Raw genomic sequence first — 25,849 nt, forward strand, 5'->3', positions numbered from 1 at the left:
GTGAGTTTATTTCACGCACTGTTGAGGATAACTCCTTTGCCAAACGCTTGCAAAGGGCGTTTAATAGCCGCCAATTCATTTTACATTTGACCCAGAATTGTTATGTCTCTCGAGCTCAGTTACGAAATCTTAGCCCTGCTGTTTGCCGTGGCGGCCCTTGCGGGTTTTATCGATGCCATTGCCGGTGGCGGCGGATTGATCACTATCCCCGCACTCATGTGGGCTGGTTTGCCGCCCACGGCGGCGTTGGCGACCAATAAACTGCAGGCCTGTGGCGGCAGCTTTTTTGCCAGTTTTTATTTTGTGCGCAAGGGGATGGTGAATCTCGGGCAGATGAAGCTGGCGATTGCCTGCGCCTTTGTGGGCTCAGCGTTAGGCACCATAGCAGTGCAGTTGATTGATACCAGTGTGCTCAAGCTGTTGCTGCCTTTCTTGATTCTAGCTATTGGCAGTTACTTTCTTTTTTCTAAGAAAATCAGCGAAGAGGATAAGCAGCAAGTACTGACGCCTACGGTATTTGGATTTACGGCAGCGCTTGGGGTGGGGTTTTATGATGGTTTCTTCGGGCCGGGGACGGGCAGTTTCTTTGCCTTGGCCTTTGTGTCGCTGGCGGGATACGGGTTGGCAAAGGCTACGGCTCATGCCAAGGTGCTGAACTTCTCAACCAATATAGCCTCATTGATCTTCTTTGCCTTGGGCGGCAAGGTGCTCTGGTTGCTGGGTGGCATCATGTTGCTAGGGCAGGCCATAGGGGCGACCTTAGGCTCGCGTATGGTGCTGACTAAGGGCAGTAAGATCATTCGTCCTTTGGTGGTGACCATGTCGATAGCCATGAGTGCCAAGCTGCTGATGGAGCAATATTTCTGATCCACTGTTAGATTGGACTGTCATTAACCCTATCAAGATCCCTTTAGCTTGCCTGGCTCTGTATTTCGTCTGACTTTTGTGTAGAATGGCTGAGGATTTGATTTAATCATATTACATTTCAGTAATATGCATAGCCAGGGATGTCAGGATGGCCGGTCGTCTAAACAGGGTTGTTTATGTCGCGCTCACACTTTGTTTGAGCCTGCTCAGCGCACTTCAGGGCGCTTATTGCAAGGAAGCTGAGCGCAAGCTTGGTCAATACCAGATCACCATGAGCACAGTTTTTGCCCATGGTGATAACCAACAAGTCGTCAATCGCGCAAGGGCCTTGCTTGATTATCGCGATGGCGCTAACGCCGCCGACCTCTCTATCACTCCTCAAATGTTGCAGTATCAAGATCATCGTTATCGATTCAGGGTCAACAGTTTCGATGACGCAGGTTCTGCAGCAAAACTTGGCGGGATAATTCGACAAGGGATGCTCCTCAGCCGTGAAGGCCAACAGCCGCCAGCGCTGACATTTAAGGCGCAACAAGCCTGGCAAGCCTATAACGACAGACAAGGCGATAAGGCAAGGGCGGCATTAGCGCCTCTGTTATCACTGTTTCACTTAAGCCCTGTTATCGCTCACGCTAATACGCCCGAGTCGGGCGGGGTTATTGCGCCTGTGTTAGGTGAATTTACCGATTGGCAGGTGGAGGAGAGAGAGGGAGAGTTGACGACGGCTAGCCTGCTCAATGCCTATCAGCAAGAGGGAGTGGCATACCGGCATTTCGGCCGCTTAACCTATCATCATCAAACCGGCCTGCTCGATAAGCTCTTGCTCGTTGAGCAAAAACGCCTTGGCGAAAAGCTAGAGACACGTCGCTGGGTGATGGCTCCCAAGGACAGTCGCTATGTCAGCAGCATGCTGTGGCAGGACGAAGGCGAGATTGATTATGATGAACCGGATGACAGCCTCTATGAGATCACTCCTTTAGCCAAGACCCCTGATGACCCAGATGGCGCGGCGTCTATGATGGCGCAGGCTCAGGGGATCATGTCTGCCGGCTGGGGAGGTGATGATATTGAGCTGCGTTATATTCACGGTTTAGTGCCGGGCGACTACGCCACCTCGGTAGTATACAGCAACATTGAGTTGATCGACTGGCAAGAGCGGGTCATCGATTTGCCGCTTTGGGTTCATAGCAGTAGCGGTGCCCGGGCATTTGGCGGCGTGGTGAGCTCGCAGCTCAACTTATTACCGCTAGGCTGGGGCGAGAGCAAAACCAAACTCGACGAGCTTGAGCATATTCGCGCCGAACTGCGCCTGACACCGGTAAAACGTGTGAGTAAATCGCTCCCCTGGCAGCAGTTACTGAGCGCTCCCTACCGCTATGGTGACTCGACTCTTACCCTGGAAGCGATGAACACCACAGGGCGCTATCGTCTGTCGGTGACGAGTCGCGGTAACTATGCCCTCTCTCCAAATTTCAATGGTCTTATTGGTCAGTTGCGCTTGGAAAACATGGTCTATCATGGGCCTGAATGGCTCTCTATGACCGAGCAGATGTTGCTTGATGAGCTATTTACCCTTGAGCCGCCGCCAACCGTCTATATTTTGCAGCTGGCGCAGACGCCAAAAAGCCTTGAGCTGTTACATCTTGAGTCGCTGGTCGACGCCCAGATCAGCCGCAGCGTCAAGTTTGTGCGTCAGTCTGAGTATGACGCCAACCTCGAAAATCCCCCGATGCAACTTTCAGAGCAAACTGCATCTAAGCCCAAGCCATCTGGCAAGTTGACACCAAGGGATGGATTAAGCCAACTGACAACGGTATCGCTCAGCGGACACGATCTCTTTATCCCCCTGCCCACGGCGCTGGCCAACTGGTGTCAGCCTGAAATTACTCAAGGTTTCAATGAGGGGGAGATGCCCGTGGTATGGCGTCTTGTCAGCGATGGCCAGGGGCAGAGCGCCTATCTACTGACCACAGAGGATGATACCCGGCACTACTTTTACGACCAACAAGTGGCGGGCACCATTCGCTGTCAAGGAGAACCTAAGTGGCATGAGATTTTGATAAAACCTGGCGAGCGTCCCTGGTTGGTGGATTTCTCGGCGCTTGTTTCACACACGGGCGGGGACTCTCAGGAGCCGATGAGCTTGAGATCTTTGCTGATCACTGATGCCAGTGGTAGGCGTCTTAACCCGCGTCTGCCCAAGGGGAGTCAGGGAGATACACTGGACAGTGCCCTGATTGATGGGAGTTGGTTGAGTGTCGATGGCGCCGCGCGCCGCGCCGCTTACCTTGAGGTGAGTCATACGCCGCTGACGATTCCTTACAAATTTCATTTTAAGCCGTTGCCCTAGGAGATGAAGATGAGACCTGCTCTCCTGTTTGCGATTGGTTGTTTTACCCTAACCCTTGGCGACGTCCAGGCCAATATCTGGTTGGATGATGATTGGCAGCCTACCCAAGATAAGCAACAAGCCAGTTTCTATTTGAAAAACGCAATTGAGCCTAAAGCGGGGCGCTTTCGTTTCGAGCCCTACTATCTAGGTAGCGATATCATGCAATTTAGCGGCACCCTGAGCGGTGAGTCGCTAAGTGATAACGCCCATCCCGTGGGGGCTTATCGATTCTTTGCCAAAGATGGCACCTTGGTGGAGCAAGGTGAGTTTAATTCCCAGGGGCAGCGTCAGGGGTTGGTAAAGATCTATGATGGCGCCGGCAAACTCAATTGTGATTGCCTGTTTGATAAGGGAGTACGTCAGGGATTGCAACGGGAATACTATGGTGATGGTCGCCTTAAACGTGAGCTGGTATTACATCAAGGTGAGCCCATTGAGCAAGAGAAGGTCTATTCACCTATGGGCCACTTAGTGCGTGAGCTCTGTCATACCGGGCTGTGCAGTGACCGTTTTTATGACAAGCAAGGTCGGCTTACCATGGAAAGCCAAAAACGAGATGGGCTTAAGCATGGGGTCGAAACCTTTTGGCGAGATGGTCAGGTGGAGGTCACTCAGGCTTATCTTGATGGCAAACAAGATGGTGACTATTTTGCCTATTTCCCAAATGGTCAGATTAAACAGCACCATAGGTGGCAAAACGACTTCAAGGTAGGCGAGCAGCTGAACTACTTCGAAGACGGCCGCCTGGCGAAACGAGAAATCCTCGATGGCCGTGGGCGAACCCTGAGCTTGGTCGAGTATCGAGAAAACGGCGAACGATATCGGGAGACCGAATACGATTACAGCGCCGATGGCGATGTTCAGGAGGTCAGACGTTTTTATCATAGAGGCTCGCTGAGCAAGCAAATAGAGAAGCATAAGCTGAGTCAGTGGCGCCTAGTGACCCAATATCATGACGGAAAAGTGATTGGTCGGGAGGAGACCCAGGCCGGCAAGCTGACAGGGTTAAAAATCGCCGCCAAGTTGGATCGTAAAGAGAAGCTTGCCTGGCTAGAGAAGATCCACTATCGAGACGGGCTGCGTCATGGGCCAGCCGAGAAGCGCGGCGGCGATAATAGTTTGTTCTATCAAGGCGAGTATGCCTTAGATAAGCCGGTTGGCGATTGGCAGATGCAGACTCGCGAGATGCGCACTTGGTGTCACTATAACGGCCAAGGCCAGCTTGATGGCGAATATCTGTCATTGGGTGAGTCAGATCAGGTGCTGGAACGGATCAATTATCAAGATGGAGAGCCTGCAGGAAGGTTTGAGCGTTTCTATGCCGATGGCGAGGTCTACCAGCAGGGGCAGTATGTCAATGGTCAGCGCGAAGGCAAATGGATAGTGGTTCAAGAAGGCGATTATTCGCCTCAGCCTAAGCCTCTTCGAACCTATTGGCAGGGGGAGTACCGCGCGGGTAAACAGGTTGGCCGCTGGGAACGACGCTCAAGCAAAGGGTATGGATTGGCCATCGCTCAGTATGATAGTGAGGGGCGAAGGCATGGCGTTCAATATGATTTTTACGCCGACGGCGCCCTGCGCCAGCGTAGTGAATATCGTCATGATCAGCTGATTAGTGAAACGCAGCCCGCAAGGCCCTATCGCTCGCTACAAGCACACATCTTCGCTCTTTATCGTTAAACCGTCAGACAGATACTCGATGACAGCGCAGCGCTATGGCTGCGCCGTCAAGGAAATGATTTTTATAGGTACAAGGAAGCTTGAATGAACCTTTCCCGCCCGATCCACTCTGCGTTGTTGGCAGGCGTCAGCCTTAGTGCAACAGTCTTTATCACATGCCCGGTTGAAGCCAGTCAGAAGCTGTCGACCCTGATGGTGGAGATTCGCCAGCAGGAGGGCATTGCCACTTATTACAATTTGGCCACAGGTATGGCGCTCAATGGCCAGGTGACCCTGGTGCGTGACAATCAGGGGTATACCTTAGGGGAGTTTTCCCAAGGCGTGCCTAATGGGCGCTGGCTGGTCTATTTGCCCAACAATCAGAAGCTTGTCGAGGGTGAATACCACAACGGTTTGCAAACAGGGCGTTGGCAACTGTTTTCCAACACCGGTGAGTTAAGTGAAGAGCAGTTTTACATCAAGGGCGTGCCGAGCGGCGATTGGAGCCAATATGATGATCTGGGCAACCTCTATCAGAAGAGTGTCTATGAGGCCGGGGCTAAGACTCAGGTGCTGCGTTACTTTGCCAGTGGTAAATTGCAGGCCAAAGAAACCTATGTGGACCATTTGCGTCACGGGATCTGGGAAACCTATCATGGCAATGGCGTCTTGGCTCAGCGCCAGCAATACGCCAACAATCAGATCTCAGGCCCTTATCTTACGCAAAACAGTCAAGGTCAGGTGCTAGAGGAGGGCCGTTTCGATGCCAACGGTGAGCGCCAGGGGCGTTGGCAGACTTTTTATGATGATGGCACACCAGAGCGAGATGAACATTATGAGGCCGGTCGCCGCGAGGGTGAGAGCCTGAGCTACTATCCTAACGGCCAGCTGTCGCTTAAGGGACAATATGCCAACGATATGCGCCAGGGACGATTACTGCATTACAGCGATACCGGAGTGAAGCTTGAAGAGGAACATTATCTCGATGGCGATCATCATGGTGTGCAGCGCTACTTTAACCGCGCAGGCGTATTGGTCAGTGAGCTCAATTACAAGGCGGGTCTGCAGGCGGGTGTTCAAAAGACCTATTACGATAACGGTAAGCCCAAGAAGGTGATTCGCTATCATGATGAACTGCTTGCCGATAATGGCCTGTATCCCCTGCACGGAATGCAGCAGCGTTTTGACGAGGCAGGGCAGCTTATCGCGACTGAGCACTATCAGATGGGGCTGAAAGAGGGCGAGTTTACCACCTATCGTCAAGGGCGTTTACAGCATCTGCAGCAGTGGCAGCAGGGAGAGCGTCATGGGGACTTCATCAGCTACTATGACAATGGCAACCTGCGTAGTCTGGATCAATATCAGGCCAACCAGCAAACTGGCAAGGCTGAGCGATATTATGAAGATGGGACACCCAAGGAGCGCGGCACACGTATCCAGGGGCAATGGGTAGGCCTATATGAGTCCTTCTATGAAACGGGGAAACCACGGGAGAGACTTCACTATAGCGACGAGAAAAGTGCCAGCAGCGAGCGTTTCCCGCTAGATGGTCAATTTTCCCGTTGGTATGCCAATGGCGATCTAAATGAAGAGGGGGGGTACCATAAAGGCGAAAAACAGGGGCTATGGCGTCAGTACCGCCAGGGACTCGTCAGTCGGGAGATGACGTTCGCGGCCGGCAAACTCAATGGCCCTTACAGCGAGTATGATAATGGTCATCGCAGGGTCACGGGCCATTATCAAGATAATCGCAAACAGGGGTTGTGGACCGAGTATCGCTTTCAGGAGAAAGATCCCAGCTTTGGAGCGATCCCCGAGGGCAACATCTACCGCACCAGTCATTATCACCTGGATAAACTCGAGGGCGAGCGGCGCTACTTCAGTTTCAAGCAGGTTTGTTACCGCAGCGAGCAGTATGTGGCGGGCGAGTTGACAGGCCCCTACAGCGAGTATTACCCAGGCAATGGCCAACTCAAGCGCCAAGGCACTATGGTGCAGGGGCGTCAGACCGGACTGTGGCAGAGCTGGTTTGAAGATGGAGTCTTGTCTGAAAGTGCCGAGTATCTGGATGGCAAGCTACAGGGAGAAGTTGCCAAGTACTACGCCAACGGTCAACTTAAGCAGAAGTCTCAGTACCAAAAGGATAAGTTAAGCGGCGAGCAGTATAGCTACTTCCAGACGGGTAAGCCCAAGACCAAGGAGATGTGGTTGGATGGTCAGCGTGAAGGCGAGGCCAGCTATTTTCATGCTAATGGTAAGCAGGCCGAGCAAGGCACTTTTCTGCGCTCACGCAAAGAGGGGTTATGGCGCACCTACTGGCCCACTGGCGAGCTGCGCAGCGAGGGCAGCTATATCGCCGATAGGCAGGCCGGTGACTGGGCCTTCTATGATCAATTCGGCAAGCTGATTAAGACGGAGCATCACTAGGTGAGGGGGAATTACGTGCCACATATCCAAAGGACGCTGGAACAGAACAATTCGAGTAAAGCTGGAACAAGAATTCTAGCTTTGCTCGAAAAAATTGGAGCCGGGATAAGATGAAGTCAGGCGTTAAGCTTATCTCCCCGGCGTTCTTGGCCTTGCTGTTATCCGGCTGTCATCAGGCGCCTCAACTGCCCATAGAAGAGCAGCTACTTACGTTTATCGAGTGCAGCAAGCAGCAGATTTACGGGATCTGGGTCGAGACTGACTGCCTTACAGGCTATCGCGGCAAGCCCTTTAGCGGCATTCACCGATAGGCAGGCCGGTGACTGGGCCTTCTATGATCAATTGGGCAAGCTGATTAAGACGGAGCATCACTAGGTGAGGGGGAATTACGTGCCACTTATCCAAAGGACGCTGGAACAGAACAATTCGAGCAAAGCTGGAATAAGAATTCGAGCTTTGCTCGAAAAAATTGGAGCCGGGATAAGATGAAGTCAGGCGTTAAGCTTATCTCCCCGGCGATCTTGGCCTTGCTGTTATCCGGCTGTCATCAGGCGCCTCAACTGCCCATAGATGAGCAGCTACTTACGTCTATCGAGTGCAGCAAGCAGCAGATTTACGGGATCTGGGTCGAGACTGACTGCCTTACAGGCTATCGCGGCAAGCCCTTTAGCGGCATAGCGACTCGGGGCGAGTTGGCGACTTACTTTGGCGCTACTCAGTATCTTGAGGGTAAACGTCACGGATTTAGCTTCTCGGCCAATGGGCGTCGTATCCTGTCCCAGGGTTGGTATCGTCAAGGAATAAGAGAGGGTGAACACTTAGACTATTATGAGCAAAGCCAGCGAGCGAAACGTCAGGCCATCTACAAGAATGGTGAGGAACAGGCGATCGCCCTGTTCGATGAGGCTGGCATTATAGAAAGTTATCGCCGCCTAGAGGGTGATAAGACAGTCGAGTCCATCATCTATGAGCAGGGACGCCCCTGGACGCACATCTTCTTTCAGGATGGCGAGCAGCGTGAGCGCCTGCGTCACTATTTTCCAGATGGCAGCTTGGCTAGCGACGCCCTGTTTCGTAAACAGGATCTTAAGCTGCTCAGCGAGATCACCTTCTATGCCAGCGGCAGAGTAAAGACGCGCTATGCCTATGATAGGAAGAGCGATCTGGCCACGCAGCAGACCTACTGGCCAAACGGTCGCCTACAATCGCAGCAGCAATATGGCTTCGATCCGCTTATCGTACGCCACGGTGAGCAGCGCAGTTTCTGTCAGTCTAGCGGTGCGCTGGAGGAGCTCGCCCACTATGAGATGGGGGTCGAGCATGGGCGATTCGAATGGTATCACTGCAGTGGTCAGCTGATGAATGCCAAGGCGTTTCGACAGGGGGTCATGGTGGATACTCAGGTGAAGACCTTCGATGATTCGGGCAACTTGATTAAGCGTGAGCGGTTCGACGGCAAGGGGAAATTACTCGAGGCGTTTTATTTTAACGCTGCCGGTCAGCAGATCTATTATGAGCGTCCTTGATCAAGGTCCTGTTTTGTTATCTAAGGGAAAGTTAATATAGCGGTCTTATTTTTCGTCAGATTCGATGCGAGACATTAACGCCCGTGACGCGCAAGCCAGATAGCACCATCGCCATGTTGCAGTTAATCGAACAGGTAAAACAGACCATGCCGCTCGATGATCCTGAGACCTTTGCCTGTGGCCCAAAGGGGGACTGCATAGGTTGTCCTAAGAAGTTGCTTGAGCTGGTGGACAGTGAAATGCGCTATTGGGAAAGCGCCATTGAGCGGGGAGAAAGACCATTGCTTGGCGAGCTTAGCCGTTTTGCCAAGTTATGCCGCAATGTTCATCGAGGCCTGGCGCGTAGTGGCACTCTGGAGCGATACCAAGCTACGCAGACAAAGCGGTCTGACGAATCCCATAATTAACTTGCTATGGGTCATCTTTACTTTTCAATAGCCTATGGCTACTTTTGATTTTCTTTCATGCCAATTCCATCAAGGGTATAGCCAAAGGTTATAACTAAATGGCAGCCTCAGGGTTTAAATTATTAGCAGGCGACCCGAGATTATAGGCATAGGGTTAAACCCATGTCGGGCCTAACCTCATTTATTCGATAAGGAAGCAGTATGGCAAACCAATATATTCCCCCGAAAGTTTGGGTTATGGACAGCGAAAATGGTGGTACCTGGGCCAGTATCAATCGGCCCGAAGCCGGGGCCAGGCACGAGCAGGCATTGCCGGTTGGCAAACATGACTTGCAGCTCTACTCGTTGGCGACGCCCAATGGTCAGAAGGTCACTATCATGCTCGAAGAGCTGTTGGCGCTGGGAGTCGAAGGCGCCGAATATGATGCCCATCTCATTCAGATTGGTGAGGGGGATCAGTTTTCATCAGGTTTTGTGGCGGTTAATCCTAACTCTAAGATCCCAGCATTAGTAGATACGAGCGGGGAGACGCCAGTTAATGTGTTTGAGTCCGGGGCCATCTTGCTCTACTTGGCAGAGAAGTTTGGCCATTTCCTCCCAAGTGAACATGTTGCGCGAACTCAGGTGCTCAACTGGCTGTTCTGGCTTCAGGGTTCGGCTCCCTATTTGGGCGGTGGTTTCGGTCATTTCTATGCTTACGCGCCGGAAAAGTTTGAATACCCGATCAACAGATTCACTATGGAGGTTAAACGTCAGCTAGACCTGCTTGATAAACAGCTGGCCAAGCAGGCTTATATTGCTGGCGATGAATACTCGATTGCGGATATGGCTATCTGGCCATGGTACGGTAACCTGGTGTTGGGCCAAGCCTATGACGCTGCCGAGTTTCTCGATGTCGATGCCTATAAGCATGTAAAACGCTGGGCGCAGCAGATCGCGGCAAGACCTGCGGTGCAGCGTGGCCGTATCGTTAATCGCAACTGGGGCGAGCCTTGGGAGCTGTTGGCTGAGCGTCATCAAGCTGAAGATATCGATGCCGTGCTGGCGTTAAAGCCTGAATAGGTTTAACGGACTAACTCAATTCCTGTTTCAGCACTGATTAAGTATTTTAAGCATGACCCGCCCTGTTGGCGGGTCTTTTTGTACTTAGTCTTGACGCTAAGTACTACTTTACACACAAGCGGCCAGAGGAAGGGAGATGCGCATTGCCTATCTAAGTGACATTTCTTACTATAGCTAACATCAGATACTTAGCTATCCTCCTCATTTCTAAACGAGAAAAGATGAAATTTATCCATACCTCAGACTGGCATATCGGTCGTCAGCTGCATAATCAGAGCCTGCTTGATGATCAGCGTCATGTGCTTTCTCAAATCGTCTCACTCGCTAAGACCCATGAGGTCGATGCCCTGATTGTCGCCGGCGATATCTATGACCGCTCCGTGCCGCCCGCCAATGCGGTAGCCCTGCTCGATGAGGTGCTCAACGAGCTGATTGCCTTGGGAATCAAAGTGATCATGATTGCGGGTAACCATGATGGCCATGAGCGTCTGGGCTTTGCGGCGCGGCAGATGCAGAGTAGCGGTCTCCATATCGTCGGCCCGCTGACAGCTGAGATCAGCCCAATCCATTTAGGCTCAGTCAGCGGTGATGCCGTGTTCTATCCTCTGCCTTACGCCGAACCCGCGACCGTCAGGCTGCAGTTGGATTGTCAGGTCAGTACTCATGAAGAGGCGATGGCCGAGCTGCTGGCTCAGGTGCATCAAGATGACAGTCAGGGACTGCCCAAGGTGGTGATTGCTCACTGTTTTCTCGATGGTGGTAGCGAATCTGAATCTGAGCGTCCCCTGAGCATAGGGGGGGCGGATAAGATCTCTCCCAAACTCTTCGAGGGATTTGACTATACCGCCCTGGGGCATCTGCACGGCCCACAATATAAGGGCGCTGAGCAGATACGTTATTCAGGCTCCATCCTCAAATACTCCTTCAGCGAGCAGCATCAAAATAAGTCGGTGACTTTAGTTGAGCTTGCTCAAGGTGAGACCAGTATCAGTTTGTTACCCCTTGAGCCACTGCGGGATGTGCGCATTCTCGAAGGGGCGTTGGATGAGTTGTTGGCCCAAGGCGTCAAGGATCCCGGTCGCGAGGATTATCTGATGGTGAGGCTACTGGACAAGCACGCCATCTTAGATGCCATGGGCAAGTTGAGAAATGTCTATCCTAACGTGCTGCATCTCGAGCGTACCGGACTGATGGCAGCTAACGAGCAACTGGCCATTGCCTCAGATCATATCAAGAAGGGTGAGCTTGAGATGTTTAAAGATTTCTTTACTCAGGTATCGGGCGAGCCGATGAGTGAGGCGCAGCTTGAGTTAATCACCCAAACCTTGGATGAGCTGCACAAAGGGGAGGAAGGCAGATGAGACCACTGCGACTGACCATGACCGCCTTTGGCCCCTTCGCCGATGAGCAGACCATTGATTTTAATGCCCTGGGCAGCAATCCGCTATTTTTGATCAACGGCCCGACCGGCGCCGGTAAAACGACGATTCTTGATGCCATCTGTTTCGCGCTTTACGGCAAGACGACGGGAGATGAGCGTGAAGGCACCCAGATGCGCTGCGACATGGCCGATAGCCAGCGTCTGACTCAGGTAAGCTTCGAGTTTGAGCTTGGCACTAACCGTTATCTGATCCGCCGTGTTCCTGAACAGTCCAGAGCCAAGAAGAGTGGCGATGGGGTGACGCAGCAAAAGAGCGAGGCGCAGCTGAGTCAATTCGATGCCGATGGCAAGGAGACCCTGCTGGTGGCGGCTAAGGTGTCCGATGCTACTGCGCAGATAGAGCAACTCACGGGGCTGGATGTGGATCAGTTTCGTCAGGTGATGGTGCTGCCCCAAGGTAAATTTCGTGAGCTGCTGATGGCCGACTCTAAGGCCAGAGAGAAAATTTTTAGCCAGCTGTTTCAGACTCACATCTACCGCAGAATCGAAGATAAGCTTAAGCAGCAGGCGGCGGGGATCCGCAAAGAGGTGGAGGCGATGCGCAATCGCCGCTCGGGCATATTGGAAGGCGCCGAGCTTGAGTCTGATCAGGCACTGCTTGACGAACAAACGCGCCTCGCCCCCGAGTTGCAAAAGGCCGAGTCGGATAAACTTGCCCGAGAAAAGGCGCTGCTTGAGGCCAATCAACAACTGGATAAGGGGATGAAACTCCAGGCTGATTTTAATCGCTTGCAGGCCTTGCAACAGGAGGGCGAAGAGCTTAAAACCCGCCAGGCTGAGGCCACTTTGTGGCAACAGCGTCTGCAAGCGGCGCAGCGGGCAAATAACTTAAGCCCTCTATATCAGGCGATGCAATCACGTTTGGGTGAGCAACAGGCGGCGACTAAGCTGCGTGACGAGCGCCAGCAGACGCTGCAGACTGCCCTGCAGGCATTGGCGCAGAGTCAGCAAGCCTTCGAACAGCTCGGTGAGCTTGAAGCGCAACAGTTGAGTCAACAGCAGAGGCTGACTCAACTCGAGGCGCTAGCGCCGCAGCTGGAGCAGCTAACTCAGTTGAGTCAGCGTCTGACCGAGCTTCAGGGCAAAATGCTGGCGGCCGAAACCAGTGGTAAGCAGAGCGCACAGCAACTTGAAGCGCTCAAGCAGGCGCGCCAGGAGATGCTTGGGCGGCGCGAGTTGCTTAAACGAGAGGCCGAGCCGCAGCTCAGTCTGCAACAATCTCTCAATGATGCCCGAATCCAGCTTAAGGTATTTGAGCGCTGGCAACAGCAGCAACATGAGGTAGCGGCCATTGGACATAAGCTGGAGGCGGCAAAGGCCGCAGGCAGTGAACTGGCCGGCAAGCATAAGCAGGCTGAAGATGCCCATAAACGCCTGGAGCTTAGCTGGCATCGCGGTCAGGCGGCGCGTCTCGCCGCCGAGTTATCGCCAGGTGAACCTTGCCCGGTTTGCGGCAGTGTTGAGCATCCTGAGCCCGCTCAGGGCGAGTTTGATTTACCATCGGATGATGCGCTGGCCGAGGCCAAACAACAGGAGTTGGACGCGCTGAATCAGCTGCATCAGGCGCGCAGTGACTTTAAACTGCTCAAGCAGTCGCTACAGACCCAGCAGCAGAGCGCGGAGCAATTGCAGCAGGAGCTTGGGCAGGCGGCCGATTTGTCCCTTGAGCAACTGCAAACGCGGCTTATCGAACTCAATGAGGCCTTCGAGAAGGCCAAGGCGGCGCAAGCATCGCTTGTTCAGTTAGAGACTCAGCTTGAGATCAGCGAGCAGCAGGGACGAGAGTTACAGACAGGCCTGGATGAGGCGCGCGCTCATTATGGCAAGCTGGCCGAGCAACAGGCCAGTGACAAGGGACAATATCAGCAGATTAGCGCGGCCATTCCGAAAGAATTTAGCGACGCGGCGGCAGTAAGTCAGGCCATTGCAGAGCTGGGCGCTAGCCTCACCGGGCTTAAATCGCGCCAGCAGTCGATAAGGGCGAATCACGCCAAGGCTGAACAGGACAAGGCCGCCGCGCAGGCCTCACTCGATGCCGCCAGTGCTCGTGTTGTGGAGGTTAGTGCTGCTGCCGAGCAGGAGCGCCAGCGTTTCGAACAGGCGCTTGAGGCTTCCGAATTTGATAGCGTTGCTGCATTTGAACAGGCCAGTTTGAGTGAGTCTGAGCAGGCCGAACTGGCGCAGCAGATCAAGGCTTTCGAGCAGGCACAGATCACCCATCAGGCTAACCTGGCGCAGTTAACTCAGGTGCTCGCAGATTGCGAGATGCCAAATATTGCTCAGCTAGAGCAGCATAAGGTGGACGCCGAGCAGGCGATGCAAACCGCCTTGGGGCTTTGGCAGACGATAAGTGGCAGAGCGCGCCAATTGGCCCAGACTCAAGAGCAGCTCAAGGCGCTTGATACCAAGGCCCAGGCGCTCGAGCAGCAATATGCCGTAGTGGGTACATTGGCCGATGTGGCCAACGGCAATACGGGCAACAAGCTCAGCCTGCAACGTTTCGTGCTCAGTGTGCTGCTCGACGATGTCTTGCTGGAGGCCAGCCATAGATTGCAGCTAATGAGTAAGGGGCGTTATCGACTGCTACGTAAGGAGGAGCGTGCCAAGGGCAACAAGGCTTCTGGGCTGGAGTTAGAAGTAGAGGATGCCTACACGGCCAAGGTACGCGCCGTGGCGACCCTAAGCGGTGGTGAGAGCTTTATGGCGGCCTTGTCGATGGCGCTGGGATTGTCGGATGTGGTTCAGGCCTACGCGGGTGGGATTAAACTCGATACCCTGTTTATCGACGAAGGTTTTGGCAGCCTGGATCAGGACTCGCTGGAGCTGGCTATCAGAACCTTGATGGATTTGCAGTCGGCGGGGCGTATGGTTGGGGTGATCTCCCATGTGACCGAGATGAAGGAGCAGATCGCCAGTCGCATCGATATTCATAAAAGTGCCAATGGTAGCGAGATTAAATTAGTTTTACCTTAAGATTAAAAGGTGCTGATCTTGATTGGGATTTCAGCACCTTTTTAGTATTTTTGCCTATTTGTACGCCTAAAACCTCAGTTTATTCCATTAAATTGTGTTGTTGATCAGTTTGTAATTGCCGTTATTTTTGATATAACTTGGCATCGGCCCCATTGTTTATGGGGTTTTTGGGCTCTAATGATAAGCATAATAATGAAAGATGAGGCACAGGTTGCGCGCAGGTAAAATTTCTTTTTTGAGCATGTCTCAATCTCGTATCATGGCGTTACCTTCGCCACATAAAAAAATCTTGCTTGCAGCAGGCTTGGTATTGGGCGCCGCCTTGTTATGGCCTACGCAGCAGCAGACCCTTCCGCAACGCATTCCGGTTGCCCTGGATATTGAATCTTTGGTGACTAATCTGCAAAAGAGTGATGAAGTGGTTGAAATTGCCACTCATCCCGATTTTGTCAAAACTATCGTAACTGGTGATACCTTAAGCGGCTTGTTTGTTGAGGCCAATGTCGATCAGCAGACCATGTATAAGGTGCTTGAGGCCGACCTGAATATTTTGGCGCTGGATACCTTAAAGCCCGGTAATATTATCCGTTTCTGGCTCGATGACTCAGGCGAGCTCGAGAAGCTTGAACTCTATTTTAGCGCTGCGCGCCAAGTGGTGTTTAGTCGTTACGAGGAGGGGGGCTTTAGTGTCGAAGAGATCAATGTTGAAGGGATATGGCAAAACCGGGCCTTGAGCGGTGAGATCCACGGCTCTTTCTACCTGTCGGCGCAACGTATCGGCCTCAATGCCGGTGAGATCCAGCGGATCGAATCTCTGCTCAAAGAGAAGCTCAATTTTGCCCGGGATCTGCGCGCCGGCGATAAGTTTGCTGTGCTCAAGAGCGATCAATATATCGACGGTGAAGCGACGGGAAATAGTGATATTCTTGGCGTCCATATTCAGCGTGGCCGCAGTGATATCAACGCCTATCAAAACAGTGACGGCAACTTCTATGACGAACAGGGACGCAGCCTGGCCAGGGCTTTCCAGCGTGTGCCTTTACTCAAGAACTACCGCATCAGTTCACGCTATAACCGCCATCGCCACCATCCGGTGACCGGGCGCACCGCGCCGCATAATGGCACAGATTTCGCCACGCCCATCGGCACTAAGGTGGTCGCGCCAGGTGATGGTATCGTGTCTTTGGTGACCGACCATAGATATGCAGGTAAATATGTGGTGATCGATCATGGTAATAAGTATCGCACCCGCTATCTGCATCTATCTAAGGCGTTAGTACATAAGGGGCAGCGTGTGTCTCGCGGTCAGGTGATTGCCCTGTCGGGCAAGACGGGCCGTATTACGGGGCCGCATCTGCACTATGAGTTCCATGTCAACGGCCGCCCGGTCGATCCAATGAAGGCCAATATTCCGATGGCGAGCAAGTTGTCGACCAAGCAGATGAATGAGTTTGCTCAGCTGGTTAAGGTGCGTCAGATGATGATGGGCCAGAGCTAGTTGCCAAGAGCTATTCGCTAGAGTTAGCTACCAGTAATAAAAAACGCCACATGATGTGGCGTTTTTTACGGGTTTTCGGCGGCTTCCAGATCTAACATGGTGAGCCAGAGCCTGAGATCAAACTCCAGCTGATGATAATCGCCTTCCATATGACAACAGAGCTGATAGAAAGCTTTGTTGTGATCTTTCTCTTTTAGGTGTGCCAGTTCGTGTACCACTACCATGCGCAGCAAAGGTTCTGGCAATTGCTTGAGCCTGGCCGCTATGCGGATCTCATTTTTCGACTTGGTCTTGCCGCCATGGTTTTTGGCTATATAGGAATGTAAGCCCAACGCCTGTTTCTTGAGGGTGAGCTTGTCATCAAAAACCACCTTGCTCAGCGGTGACGATTTCTTGAGATAGCGATTTTTGAAGGCCATGGTGTAATCATACAGGGCCTTGTCGCTGCGGATATCGTGTCCATCGGGGTAACGCCGCTCAAGTACAGCTCTTAAGCGTTTATTCTCAATAAGCTCATAGACCTGGCTAAGCAGCTCGGCGCGATAGCCTTGAAGGTAGGGGAGAGAAACCATAATAGCAAACCGGGCGCCTGGCACCCGGTGAGTCTTAGCTCTGTCTTAATCGTTCTTGGCAAAGATGCACTTGTTTTGGTAGCAATAGGCCACCTCAAAGGCACTTTTTTGAAAGCGTTTCAGATCCAGGCCGTCGAAATCGACCATAGGTGGATTGCGCTTAAGCTGCTCTTTGATGTTGACCGGCGAGATCAGGTGTACCGGCAGACCGCATAGCTGAATGGCCGCTTCCATCTTAAAGCTGGTGGCACTACCGGCCAGTTTGCCTTTCTGCTCGCGTTCGATGATGACCACTTCGTCGACCTTGTAATCTTCCATCAGCTTGCTAAAGGCAAAGTGAAACTCTTTAATCGACTCAGTCTTAGCCGAATTGGAGATAGTCAGCGAGCGAGAACGGCAATCAGGGACGTTAAAGGTCTCACCTTCATAGCTCAACAAACAGATGATGGCTTCGCCACCTTTTAACTCAACGCCACAAACTCTCATGATAACCCTAATATAAAAAACCAATGGCGGCTATTGTAACCTTAATTGACCGGATTGAGCACTAGTTGTTGCGGGAAAATCGCCACGGGGGATGCTTTGCTGGCCTCACGGAAGCTTAGAGGAGAGTCGGATAAAAAGGCAGAGATAAAAAAAGCGGCCATTGAGACCGCTTGATGTTAAAGAGATACTAGCTTACAAGGTATTAGCCAAGCTTAATCTTCAGGCGTATCTTGCAGTTTTGATTTAGGTTTACGCAGCATAGGCGCGTCACCAATATCGACACCTGTGATAAAGCGTCTATCGCGCTGGGCTTTCGATTTGCCGGCGCTGGCACCTTTATCCGCTTTTGTCTTAGGTTTATGCTGAGATTTCGCCTTTTGCTTGGCTTGCTTGGGCGCGTCTTTTAGCCCTTTAAATTTAGGTTCGAGTCCTTCCAGCTCACTCAGCTCAAAGTTCCTTCGCAGGAACAATTGAACCTGTTTGAAGTTGGCCCAGTCTTTAGGCCCCACTAATGAGATGGCATCGCCCTTGGCGCCAGCGCGGCCGGTGCGGCCAATACGGTGAATATACTCTTCGGCAAATTTAGGCATGTCGAAGTTAATCACCAAAGAGACGTTCAGTAGATCTAAGCCCCGTGAGGCCACATCTGTGGTCACCAGAATTTGCTGCTGGCCACGGCTGAACTGATCCATGATCTGGTTACGGGCCGCTTGCTTAAGCTCGCCGCTAAGGGAAGCCGTGCTAAGTCCCTGCTCGGCCAGTACCGCCGCCAATCTGTCGGTGTCGCCGCGGGTCGCGGTAAAGATAATGACCTGCTTATGTTGCTCTTGTTTGAGCAGTTGAAACAGTAACTTCTCTTTATGGCTCAGGTTGTCACACAGGTAAATCTTCTGGGTAATGTCCTGATTCTCGACATGGGATTCACCTATGGCGACATGCTCGGGTTCTTTAAGCAGCTCGGCGGCGATTTCGTTGATTTGGCCATGATCTAAGGTGGCTGAAAACATCAGTGTCTGACGACGCTTGTGGTCAGCAGCCTGATTGATCGCTCTGAGTTGGTCGGCAAAGCCGAGATCCAGCATACGGTCTGCCTCATCTAAGATGAGTAGCTCGAGGCCGTTAAGAAACAGATGGTTTTGCGCCAAGTGATCGGCCAGACGGCCTGGCGTGGCGACGACGAAATGAGGATCTTTAGCCAGTGCCTTGGCCTGGTCGTTAAAGTTTTCGCCGCCTAAGATCTTGAGTGCCTTATATTGAGTGTTAGCCACCAATAGGCGTAGCTGACTGTAGACCTGGGTGGCCAGTTCGCGCGTCGGTAACAGGATCAGTACCCTGGGATCGCGCTTAGTTAACGCCTTGGTGGAGATGACTCGTTGCATTGCCGGCAACAAGAAGGCGAGGGTCTTGCCAGAGCCTGTCTTTGAGGATGCCATGAGATCTCTTCCCGATAAGCCGACGGGAATCGATTGCGTTTGGATCTCGGTCGGCGTGTCGATGCCCATATGTTCAAGGCTGGTCAATAGACGTTTATCGAGTGAAAAATCTGAAAATTGCAATGCTGTGCTCCAAAATAACCATAGGGGCGCATTATACATCGCCGTGAACGATTCAGCCATCGACTTGAGGCGCCAGGATTGTGTTGTCGGGTCGATGACAAATATTTGTGCCGATCAGGCTGCTTGGTGGCTGACTTTGGCTTATGATGAAAAATGAACTCAGTTAAGGTCGGCAAACAGAGATTTGCCAACTATCCCAGGGAGTATTAAAGAGAGTATGGCGAATATCGGCATAGCGCTGGGCAGCGGTGCGGCGAAAGGGTGGGCACATATTGGTGTGCTTAAAGAGCTAGCAAGTATGGGAGTGTTACCCAACAAGGTCGCGGGCTGTTCTATTGGCGCGGTGGTGGGGGCGGCCTATGCGCAAGATAATCTGGATGATCTTGAGGCCTGGGTCAGCAGCTTTTCCAGCTGGGATGTGTTGGGTCTGATGGATCTGAGTTGGCGCAAAGGCGGCTTAATCGGTGGCGAGAAGGTGTTTGATGTGATGCAGCAGCATATCGGCAACCTGGATATCGAGCAGATGCAGATGCCGTTTGCGGCGGTGGCGACCGATCTTTATACCGGTCAGGAGATCTGGTTTAAACAAGGGAACTTGCGCCACGCGGTCAGGGCCTCCTGTTCTATGCCGGGAATTTTGCCACCGGCCAGGGTCGGCGATCGTTGGTTGGTCGATGGCGCAGTGGTTAACCCAGTGCCAGTGTCGGTCAGTCGGGCCATGGGGGTCGATCTTGTGATTGCGGTGGATCTTAATGCCCACCGAAAGGCACGTGTTCAGCAACTGCCGGTGGCTATCTCCTCAGATGTTAAACCTAGCCCAGCCGAGCAGATCAAAGCAGACAAAGAGTTGGAGAGCGGCTTTATGGATCTGTTGGCAAGGGGCCGAGAGTATGTCACTGGCCTAACCGATAAATTTTCGTTGGGTAATCGCAGTGAGCCTGGGATGTTAGCCGTGATGTCTCAGTCGATGGATATTTTAGAACAGCGCCACAAGCGGGTGCGCCTGATGGGCGATCCGCCTGATATTCTCATTACCCCCAATGTGATGGAGATTGGCACCATGGAGTTTCACCGCGCCAGAGAAGCGATAGAAGCGGGTCAGGAGGCGGTGAAGCTGGTGGCACATATCATTCGCGCTCGTATCGATGAGCTTGAGGGCTCATAACCGCTTAATAGCCAGATAATCTAAACCATGGCCTGGTTTTTGCTGATTGCTTAGATAATTCTTAGCAGCAGTCGGAAAATTGACAATGAATTCAATTAGCCGGGCCATTAGCGGTTCACAAGCGAGTCTTATTGCCAACACCTATGGTCAGACGGACAAGGGTGTCGATGGTCATCTGTCGGGTGAAAAGGTGACCCTGTCGCACCAGGCGGCGCAGACCCCTGAGCAGACGACTGGACCTGAGATTAAACAGGAAGAGGTTCATTTTTCTGCCAGAGCGGCCAGGGCGCAAAAGATTGATGCCATGGCGAAAGATTTCTTTGCCTCTGGTCAGTTTGGCCTGGGGGACATTCCTAAGTTGATCCAACGCCTGCATCAAGATGGCATCTTATCCGAAAGTCAGCTCTCCCGCCTCGGTCAGGCAGGGTTTGAGATCCCCAAGGCCGACGAAGCTCAGCCTAACTTACTTGAGTTTATTAACGCCCAGCGCAGTCAATTACAGGCGACTAAGCCAGACAGTGTTATGGTGTCTATTCTCGATGACGCTGAGTCCGTGCTTAAGCAGATGGATAGCTTAGATAGCCAGGGATTGAATCAAAAGGCCGCCAGGGTCTCGGCGCAGCTATCGGTATTTGTGAATGGCGATCAGGCTATGACAGATGCCGACAGGTCTATGTGGCAGGGACTGAAATCGACCATGCAATTGGCCGCCTCTTCGGGAAGTTCGCAACAAGCTTCGGGGCAATTACAGCGTTATTTGGCGCTATCTAAACGAATTACGTAATTTATTCACAGCTTGTCCCATTTTTATCCCGTATCTAGCTTTGTTTGAGTGAGAGGTCAAGGCTAGTTTTGGCGATCAGTGGCCTGGTTGGCAGTAATCTTTTGTCGCAAAATTCCATCGGTAAATTCATGATCTGGATCAAGGTACTTGTTCGCAACTTGTAGCTTAATGCGCTACATATTGTGTTCATCGACTATATTGACACTATATATGGTGTTAGTTTGGCCGTTACTTGAGGAGATATTGAACAATGCCAGTGGTTATTAAGCGGGATGGTTACCGCACGCCTTTTGACGAAACAAGGATTCGAGATGCTGTGATCGCAGCAGCTAATTCGGCAGGTATTGATGATGTTGCCTATGCCACGGCCGTGGCCCAACAAGTACGTCAGTCGGTGGCGGAATTTGACAAAGTTGATATTCACGATCTGCAAGATGCGGTCGAAAATCAGCTGATGGAAGGTCCCTATAAGCAACTTGCCAGGGTCTATATCGAGTATCGTCACGACAGAGATGTTCACCGTGAGCTGAGCAGCCGCCTTAATCGTGATATTCGTGGCCTAGTGGAGCAGAGTAATGCCAGTCTGCTCAACGAAAATGCCAACAAAGACTCTAAGGTGATCCCAACCCAGCGTGATCTATTGGCGGGCATTGTGGCTAAACACTATGCCACCCGTCATATTCTGCCAAGGGATGTGGTATCTGCCCATGAAGCGGGTGAGATCCATTACCACGATCTCGACTACGCACCATTTTTCCCCATGTTTAACTGCATGTTGATCGATCTGGCCGGTATGCTGACCCATGGATTTAAAATGGGCAACGCCGAGATTGAAACCCCTAAGTCTATCTCTACCGCCACGGCGGTGACGGCGCAGATCATCGCCCAGGTGGCCAGTCATATCTATGGCGGCACCACCATCAACCGTATTGATGAGGTGCTGGCGCCTTTCGTGGCCAAGAGTTACGACAAGCATTACCAGGTGGCACTGACCTGGGGTATCACTGATGCCAAAGCGTTTGCCACGGCGCAGACAGAAAAAGAGTGTCACGATGCCTTCCAGTCGCTGGAATATGAGGTCAACACCCTGCATACCGCCAACGGCCAGACACCTTTTGTCACCTTTGGTTTTGGCCTAGGGACTTCATGGGAGTCGCGCCTGATCCAATCTTCTATGATGAAGGTGCGTATGACGGGTCTGGGTAAGAATCGTAAAACCGCAGTTTTCCCTAAGTTGGTGTTTGCTATTCGAGACGGCATCAATCATAAGGCGGGCGACTGTAACTATGACATCAAGCAGATGGCGCTTAAGTGTGCGTCTATGCGCATGTATCCAGATATTCTCAACTACGAGCAGGTTGAGAAGGTCACAGGCTCCTTTAAGACGCCTATGGGTTGTCGCAGCTTCTTGGGTACCTATGAAGAAGAGGGTGAGTTGGTACACGAAGGACGCAATAACTTAGGGGTGGTCAGCCTGAACCTGCCTCGAATCGCAATCGAGGCGCAAGGAGATGAGGCGCGCTTCTATCAGTTACTCGATCAGCGTTTAATCGTTGCTCGCCGCGCCTTGGATACCCGAATCGAACGTCTGCAAGGCGTTAAGGCTCGCGTTGCACCTATTTTGTATATGGAAGGGGCCTGTGGCGTGCGTCTGCGCGCCGATGATGAGATCAGCCAGATCTTTAAAAATGGCCGTGCATCTATCTCTCTGGGCTATATCGGCCTCCATGAGAGCATCAATGCCCTTTATGGCAATGATACCCATGTGTATGACAGCGAAGAGCTCAGGGCGAAGGCGATTGCCATCATCGAGTATCTTAAGGCGGCGACCGTGCGCTGGCGTGAAGAGTCAGGTTATGGCTTTAGCCTCTACAGCACACCGAGTGAAAACCTGTGTAGTCGTTTCTGTAAGCTAGATACTAAGGCCTTTGGCGTGATCGATGGCGTGACAGATCGCGGCTATTACACCAACAGTTTCCACCTGGATGTAGAGAAGAAGGTTAATCCTTACGATAAGCTGGATTTCGAGCAGCCCTATCCAGCGCTCACCAGTGGTGGTTTCATCTGCTATGGCGAGTACCCCAATATGCAAAATAATATTGAGGCGCTGGAAGATGTCTGGGACTACAGCTATAGCCGCGTGCCTTACTATGGGACCAATACACCTATCGATGAGTGCTACGACTGTGGCTTCACCGGCGAGTTTAGCTGTACCAGTAAGGGCTTTACCTGTCCTAAATGCGGTAACCATGAGCCGAGCAGGGTTTCAGTGACCCGCCGGGTATGCGGCTATCTCGGTAGCCCTGATGCCAGACCCTTCAACTATGGTAAGCAGGAAGAGGTGAAGCGCAGGGTGAAGCACCTCTAATGAGGTGACTGCACCTTAGTTAAAGGTGCTGTGGCTAGGTGAAACTCAAGATAGCAAGGTGCCTATAGGCTCTTGCTATCTTTGTGTGAGGCATACATGAATTATCATCAATATTTTCCCATCGATGTGGTGAACGGCCCCGGCACCAGGGTGACCCTGTTTGTGTCTGGCTGTGAGCATCAATGCCGCGGCTGTTACAACCAATCGACCTGGAATCCCTGCTCGGGTCACCTCTTTGATCAGGCGATGATTGAGCAGGTGATTAAGGATTTGAACGATACCCGTATCAAGCGCCGTGGGTTGTCGCTCTCTGGAGGGGATCCTTTATACCCTCAGAACTTGGACGATATCCTGGCCTTGGTGCAAAGGGTAAAAAATGAGTGTCCTGGCAAAGATATCTGGCTATGGACGGGTTATACCTTAGATGAGCTCACGCCAGCTCAGCGGGCGGTGATCGCCTACGTGGATGTGTTGGTGGACGGTAAGTTTGAGCAATCGCTGGCCGATCCCAGTTTGGTTTTTCGTGGCAGCAGTAATCAGGTGATCCACTATCTTAGCGATAATCATGAGTTTAAGGCTTAAGTCATTTAATGGCACAGTCTGTCTTTGGGCATGATGACTTGTCCGCTTCTTCCCCATTAGTGGTATAATGTTCGCCAATTTTGCAGATGCAGCCTATTTTTAGCTAAGGGCTGCATTTGTATTTTAGCTAGATTTTAAGGCAAGTTAATGAATTTAAAGCAAGAGTTACAGCAATTGAACGATCGTCTCGACAAGTATCGCCGCAAGTTAGATGCGGCTGAAAAACGTGGCGATCAGGCGGTGATTTTGCAGTTTAAGCAAGAGATCAATGCGGTAACTAAGCAAATTACCCACGTCAAGCAGCAGCAAAGCCGCCAACTGAACAAAAAAGGCTCAGAGGTGAGTGAGCTGGCTTTTAGTCGCGCGCTCACTAAGGCGGAGCAGGCCGATATGGGTAAGCTTAAGCGTTCGGTGAAAGGCTTGGTGGTGGTTCATCCTATGACGGCGTTAGGGCGTCAGATGGGACTCACTCAGGTAACGGGCTACGCACCTAAGGCTTTTTAAGCTAAAGCAATGATAAATTTGATGCTGGCGTGAGCGACTTCATAGCCTTGACGCCAGTCAAAGCGTATCCTAATGAGCCAAAGTGGTTGCGGTGAAGCAATAACCGATTTCAACACTCGGGTATTTCACTGTTAGGCAAAAACACATAGAATGCTCGGTCTGAGAAAGGGGAGAATCCCTCCACCTTATTATTCTTCTTTATTCGTGTCTCAGACTAGAGCGAGTTGTAAAGGTTATTTCATGTCGATTAAGTATGTCGCCACCTCTAAGCTTCCCACCCCTTGGGGAGTATTTGCCATGCACGGTTTCGAAGATACAGAGACGGGCAAAGAACATGTGGCGCTCACCTTTGGCGAGTTAGACGCAAACCAGCCTATGCTTGGACGTATTCATTCCGAATGTCTTACTGGCGATGCGCTGTTTAGCTTGCGCTGTGACTGCGGCTTTCAGCTGCAAACCGCCATGCAAAATATTGCCGAGGCAGGCCAAGGCTTTATTCTTTATCTGCGACAGGAAGGTCGTGGCATAGGCCTGCTTAATAAGATCCGTGCCTATGAGTTGCAAGATCAAGGCGCCAATACGGTAGAAGCTAATGAACGTCTGGGCTTTGCTGCCGATATGCGCAAGTATGACATGATCAAACCTATGCTGGAGAAGATTGGTGTGCAGCAAGTGAAGCTGATGACCAATAATCCGCGTAAGGTAAAGGCGATGAAGGAGTTAGGTATTGCCGTTATAGAGCGAGTTCCGCTGCAGGTGGGTAAGAATCGTTATAACGAGGCCTATCTTAAGACTAAATCGACCGAGCTGGGTCATATGATGTCTGAATATCACTTTACCGAAGGTCATCAAGACTAGCCTAATTCTCTGGTCAGCGCCGTGACACTCTCGCGGCGTGATGAGATGTGTCTTTATGCTCTTAACTGAGCTTTCGTTTTACGCCGTGACATCAGCTGCCTAGCGATGACTACCTGCTCTTGAAACGGTTTACCTTGCAGCTCGGCGCTCAGGCAATCATTCCCTTGCAATGCCATGAGCTCTTGGTGTAGCGATTTTCTCTTAATGTCTGAATCTTCTTGTTTATCTCAGATCTTCTTATTTATCTCAGGCCTTCTATCTATGTTATGATAAACCCTGAAAGATCACTCTTTGCTGCCCCAGATATGCTGATTAACATCCTTTTGCCCCTGACTGTCTGGTGTATCAACGCGTGGTGTCGCAGCAGGCGCTTGAGCGTCACGACCGGTTTCGCCTTTTAGGTGTGGCGGGATAGGCTCGCCTATCATCTTGAGGTAAAGGCGCTCGACTTTCTCTCTAGCCCATTGGGTCTTACGTAAAAATTTAAGACTGGATTTGATAGAAGGGTCGTGATTAAAACAGCGGATATCTATGCGTCTGCCCAGCTCTTCCCAGCCGTAGTGATCGACAAGATCTGTGAGTAGGGTTTCTAGTTTGATGCCGTGTAGCGGATTGTTCGCCTGAGTCATGGTAAAGATTTCTAAAAAATTTTGGCCATTATATCAGTTTATTTTGGATGTTTTCGATAAAAAAGGGGACCCTGAGGTCCCCTTATATTGGCA

Annotated in this window: 21 protein-coding genes; 17 read left to right on the top strand and 4 right to left on the bottom strand. The window is 51.8% G+C overall.

Annotated features, from left to right (window positions below):
* Positions 1-102 precede the first annotated feature (102 nt).
* From CFF01_RS06985 to CFF01_RS07035, 11 genes are all read left to right on the top strand, one after another.
* Complete coding sequence (locus CFF01_RS06985) at positions 103-867, top strand: TSUP family transporter (RefSeq protein ID WP_088904324.1); 765 nt, start codon at positions 103-105, stop codon at positions 865-867.
* A 148-nt stretch (positions 868-1,015) separates the two neighbouring features.
* Positions 1,016-3,217 (top strand): hypothetical protein, encoded by a 2,202-nt coding sequence (locus tag CFF01_RS06990; protein ID WP_088904325.1) that lies wholly within the window; start codon positions 1,016-1,018, stop codon positions 3,215-3,217.
* A gap of 9 nt (positions 3,218-3,226) precedes the next feature.
* Positions 3,227-4,939: a toxin-antitoxin system YwqK family antitoxin gene (locus CFF01_RS06995; RefSeq protein ID WP_088904326.1), complete on the top strand. Its 1,713-nt coding sequence runs from the start codon at positions 3,227-3,229 to the stop codon at positions 4,937-4,939.
* Between the two features lie 84 nt (positions 4,940-5,023).
* Positions 5,024-7,345, top strand: coding sequence for a toxin-antitoxin system YwqK family antitoxin (locus CFF01_RS07000; RefSeq protein ID WP_088904327.1), 2,322 nt, complete (start codon positions 5,024-5,026; stop codon positions 7,343-7,345).
* 110 nt (positions 7,346-7,455) lie between these two features.
* Positions 7,456-7,656: a hypothetical protein gene (locus CFF01_RS07005; protein ID WP_088904328.1), complete on the top strand. Its 201-nt coding sequence runs from the start codon at positions 7,456-7,458 to the stop codon at positions 7,654-7,656.
* A gap of 174 nt (positions 7,657-7,830) precedes the next feature.
* A complete protein-coding gene (locus tag CFF01_RS07010) occupies positions 7,831-8,871 on the top strand; it encodes a toxin-antitoxin system YwqK family antitoxin (protein WP_088904329.1) in 1,041 nt (346 codons plus the stop codon).
* Between the two features lie 83 nt (positions 8,872-8,954).
* Positions 8,955-9,278 carry a hypothetical protein gene (locus CFF01_RS07015; protein ID WP_232479518.1) on the top strand — a complete coding sequence of 108 codons (324 nt, stop codon included), beginning with the start codon at positions 8,955-8,957 and terminating at the stop codon, positions 9,276-9,278.
* Positions 9,279-9,479: 201 nt separating this feature from the next.
* Positions 9,480-10,340 (top strand): glutathione-dependent disulfide-bond oxidoreductase, encoded by an 861-nt coding sequence (yghU, locus tag CFF01_RS07020; RefSeq protein ID WP_088904331.1) that lies wholly within the window; start codon positions 9,480-9,482, stop codon positions 10,338-10,340.
* Positions 10,341-10,561: 221 nt separating this feature from the next.
* Entirely contained in the window at positions 10,562-11,701 is a 1,140-nt protein-coding gene (locus tag CFF01_RS07025) for an exonuclease SbcCD subunit D (RefSeq protein WP_088904332.1), read from the top strand.
* Complete coding sequence (locus CFF01_RS07030) at positions 11,698-14,754, top strand: AAA family ATPase (protein WP_088904333.1); 3,057 nt, start codon at positions 11,698-11,700, stop codon at positions 14,752-14,754. Before CFF01_RS07025 ends, CFF01_RS07030 begins: the two co-directional genes overlap by 4 nt.
* Before the next feature lie 241 nt (positions 14,755-14,995).
* On the top strand, positions 14,996-16,252 hold the full coding sequence (locus CFF01_RS07035) for a peptidoglycan DD-metalloendopeptidase family protein (RefSeq protein ID WP_088905898.1): 1,257 nt from the start codon (positions 14,996-14,998) through the stop codon (positions 16,250-16,252).
* A gap of 65 nt (positions 16,253-16,317) precedes the next feature.
* Here the strand turns inward: CFF01_RS07035 and CFF01_RS07040 are convergent, their stop codons facing one another.
* The 3 genes from CFF01_RS07040 to CFF01_RS07050 form a co-directional block, all read right to left on the bottom strand.
* Positions 16,318-16,824: a M48 metallopeptidase family protein gene (locus tag CFF01_RS07040; protein WP_088904334.1), complete on the bottom strand. Its 507-nt coding sequence runs from the start codon at positions 16,822-16,824 to the stop codon at positions 16,318-16,320.
* Positions 16,825-16,869: 45 nt separating this feature from the next.
* Positions 16,870-17,310 carry a DUF3010 family protein gene (locus tag CFF01_RS07045; protein WP_033537712.1) on the bottom strand — a complete coding sequence of 147 codons (441 nt, stop codon included), beginning with the start codon at positions 17,308-17,310 and terminating at the stop codon, positions 16,870-16,872.
* Between the two features lie 212 nt (positions 17,311-17,522).
* The gene (locus tag CFF01_RS07050; RefSeq protein WP_033537713.1) at positions 17,523-18,866 is read right to left on the bottom strand and encodes a DEAD/DEAH box helicase; all 1,344 of its coding nucleotides are present in this window, start codon (positions 18,864-18,866) and stop codon (positions 17,523-17,525) included.
* Between the two features lie 217 nt (positions 18,867-19,083).
* Here CFF01_RS07050 and rssA point away from each other — a divergent pair, with 217 nt between their 5' ends.
* The 6 genes from rssA (at position 19,084) to ribA (ending at position 25,127) form a co-directional block, all read left to right on the top strand.
* Positions 19,084-20,031 carry a patatin-like phospholipase RssA gene (gene rssA, locus CFF01_RS07055; protein WP_033537714.1) on the top strand — a complete coding sequence of 316 codons (948 nt, stop codon included), beginning with the start codon at positions 19,084-19,086 and terminating at the stop codon, positions 20,029-20,031.
* A gap of 85 nt (positions 20,032-20,116) precedes the next feature.
* Positions 20,117-20,815: a hypothetical protein gene (locus CFF01_RS07060; protein ID WP_088904335.1), complete on the top strand. Its 699-nt coding sequence runs from the start codon at positions 20,117-20,119 to the stop codon at positions 20,813-20,815.
* 250 nt (positions 20,816-21,065) lie between these two features.
* Positions 21,066-23,183, top strand: coding sequence for an anaerobic ribonucleoside-triphosphate reductase (nrdD, locus tag CFF01_RS07065; protein ID WP_033537716.1), 2,118 nt, complete (start codon positions 21,066-21,068; stop codon positions 23,181-23,183).
* Between the two features lie 96 nt (positions 23,184-23,279).
* Positions 23,280-23,765: an anaerobic ribonucleoside-triphosphate reductase-activating protein gene (gene nrdG, locus CFF01_RS07070; RefSeq protein ID WP_033537717.1), complete on the top strand. Its 486-nt coding sequence runs from the start codon at positions 23,280-23,282 to the stop codon at positions 23,763-23,765.
* A gap of 147 nt (positions 23,766-23,912) precedes the next feature.
* The gene (locus CFF01_RS07075; RefSeq protein WP_033537718.1) at positions 23,913-24,269 is read left to right on the top strand and encodes a YibL family ribosome-associated protein; all 357 of its coding nucleotides are present in this window, start codon (positions 23,913-23,915) and stop codon (positions 24,267-24,269) included.
* Positions 24,270-24,509: 240 nt separating this feature from the next.
* Positions 24,510-25,127: a GTP cyclohydrolase II gene (ribA, locus tag CFF01_RS07080; protein WP_033537719.1), complete on the top strand. Its 618-nt coding sequence runs from the start codon at positions 24,510-24,512 to the stop codon at positions 25,125-25,127.
* A 284-nt stretch (positions 25,128-25,411) separates the two neighbouring features.
* On the opposite strand, the gene CFF01_RS19295 is transcribed toward ribA, so the two are convergent.
* Complete coding sequence (locus CFF01_RS19295; protein WP_232479519.1) at positions 25,412-25,756, bottom strand: VF530 family protein; 345 nt, start codon at positions 25,754-25,756, stop codon at positions 25,412-25,414.
* Positions 25,757-25,849: the final 93 nt, after the last annotated feature.

The sequence above is a fragment of the Shewanella marisflavi genome, assembly GCF_002215585.1.
GTDB classification, from domain to species: Bacteria; Pseudomonadota; Gammaproteobacteria; order Enterobacterales; family Shewanellaceae; genus Shewanella; species Shewanella marisflavi.

What these genes read in the sequence shown, in the direction of transcription:
- ribA (WP_033537719.1), top strand. Translation starts at nt 24,510, where the DNA reads ATGTCGATTAAGTATGTCGCCACCTCTAAGCTTCCCACCCCTTGGGGA.
- CFF01_RS07040 (WP_088904334.1), bottom strand. Translation starts at nt 16,824, where the DNA reads ATGGTTTCTCTCCCCTACCTTCAAGGCTATCGCGCCGAGCTGCTTAGC.
- nrdG (WP_033537717.1), top strand. Translation starts at nt 23,280, where the DNA reads ATGAATTATCATCAATATTTTCCCATCGATGTGGTGAACGGCCCCGGC.
- CFF01_RS07060 (WP_088904335.1), top strand. Translation starts at nt 20,117, where the DNA reads ATGAATTCAATTAGCCGGGCCATTAGCGGTTCACAAGCGAGTCTTATT.
- CFF01_RS07010 (WP_088904329.1), top strand. Translation starts at nt 7,831, where the DNA reads ATGAAGTCAGGCGTTAAGCTTATCTCCCCGGCGATCTTGGCCTTGCTG.
- CFF01_RS06995 (WP_088904326.1), top strand. Translation starts at nt 3,227, where the DNA reads ATGAGACCTGCTCTCCTGTTTGCGATTGGTTGTTTTACCCTAACCCTT.
- CFF01_RS06990 (WP_088904325.1), top strand. Translation starts at nt 1,016, where the DNA reads ATGGCCGGTCGTCTAAACAGGGTTGTTTATGTCGCGCTCACACTTTGT.
- rssA (WP_033537714.1), top strand. Translation starts at nt 19,084, where the DNA reads ATGGCGAATATCGGCATAGCGCTGGGCAGCGGTGCGGCGAAAGGGTGG.
- CFF01_RS07000 (WP_088904327.1), top strand. Translation starts at nt 5,024, where the DNA reads ATGAACCTTTCCCGCCCGATCCACTCTGCGTTGTTGGCAGGCGTCAGC.
- CFF01_RS06985 (WP_088904324.1), top strand. Translation starts at nt 103, where the DNA reads ATGTCTCTCGAGCTCAGTTACGAAATCTTAGCCCTGCTGTTTGCCGTG.
- CFF01_RS07005 (WP_088904328.1), top strand. Translation starts at nt 7,456, where the DNA reads ATGAAGTCAGGCGTTAAGCTTATCTCCCCGGCGTTCTTGGCCTTGCTG.
- CFF01_RS07075 (WP_033537718.1), top strand. Translation starts at nt 23,913, where the DNA reads ATGAATTTAAAGCAAGAGTTACAGCAATTGAACGATCGTCTCGACAAG.
- CFF01_RS19295 (WP_232479519.1), bottom strand. Translation starts at nt 25,756, where the DNA reads ATGACTCAGGCGAACAATCCGCTACACGGCATCAAACTAGAAACCCTA.
- CFF01_RS07045 (WP_033537712.1), bottom strand. Translation starts at nt 17,310, where the DNA reads ATGAGAGTTTGTGGCGTTGAGTTAAAAGGTGGCGAAGCCATCATCTGT.
- CFF01_RS07030 (WP_088904333.1), top strand. Translation starts at nt 11,698, where the DNA reads ATGAGACCACTGCGACTGACCATGACCGCCTTTGGCCCCTTCGCCGAT.
- CFF01_RS07025 (WP_088904332.1), top strand. Translation starts at nt 10,562, where the DNA reads ATGAAATTTATCCATACCTCAGACTGGCATATCGGTCGTCAGCTGCAT.
- nrdD (WP_033537716.1), top strand. Translation starts at nt 21,066, where the DNA reads ATGCCAGTGGTTATTAAGCGGGATGGTTACCGCACGCCTTTTGACGAA.
- yghU (WP_088904331.1), top strand. Translation starts at nt 9,480, where the DNA reads ATGGCAAACCAATATATTCCCCCGAAAGTTTGGGTTATGGACAGCGAA.
- CFF01_RS07035 (WP_088905898.1), top strand. Translation starts at nt 14,996, where the DNA reads ATGTCTCAATCTCGTATCATGGCGTTACCTTCGCCACATAAAAAAATC.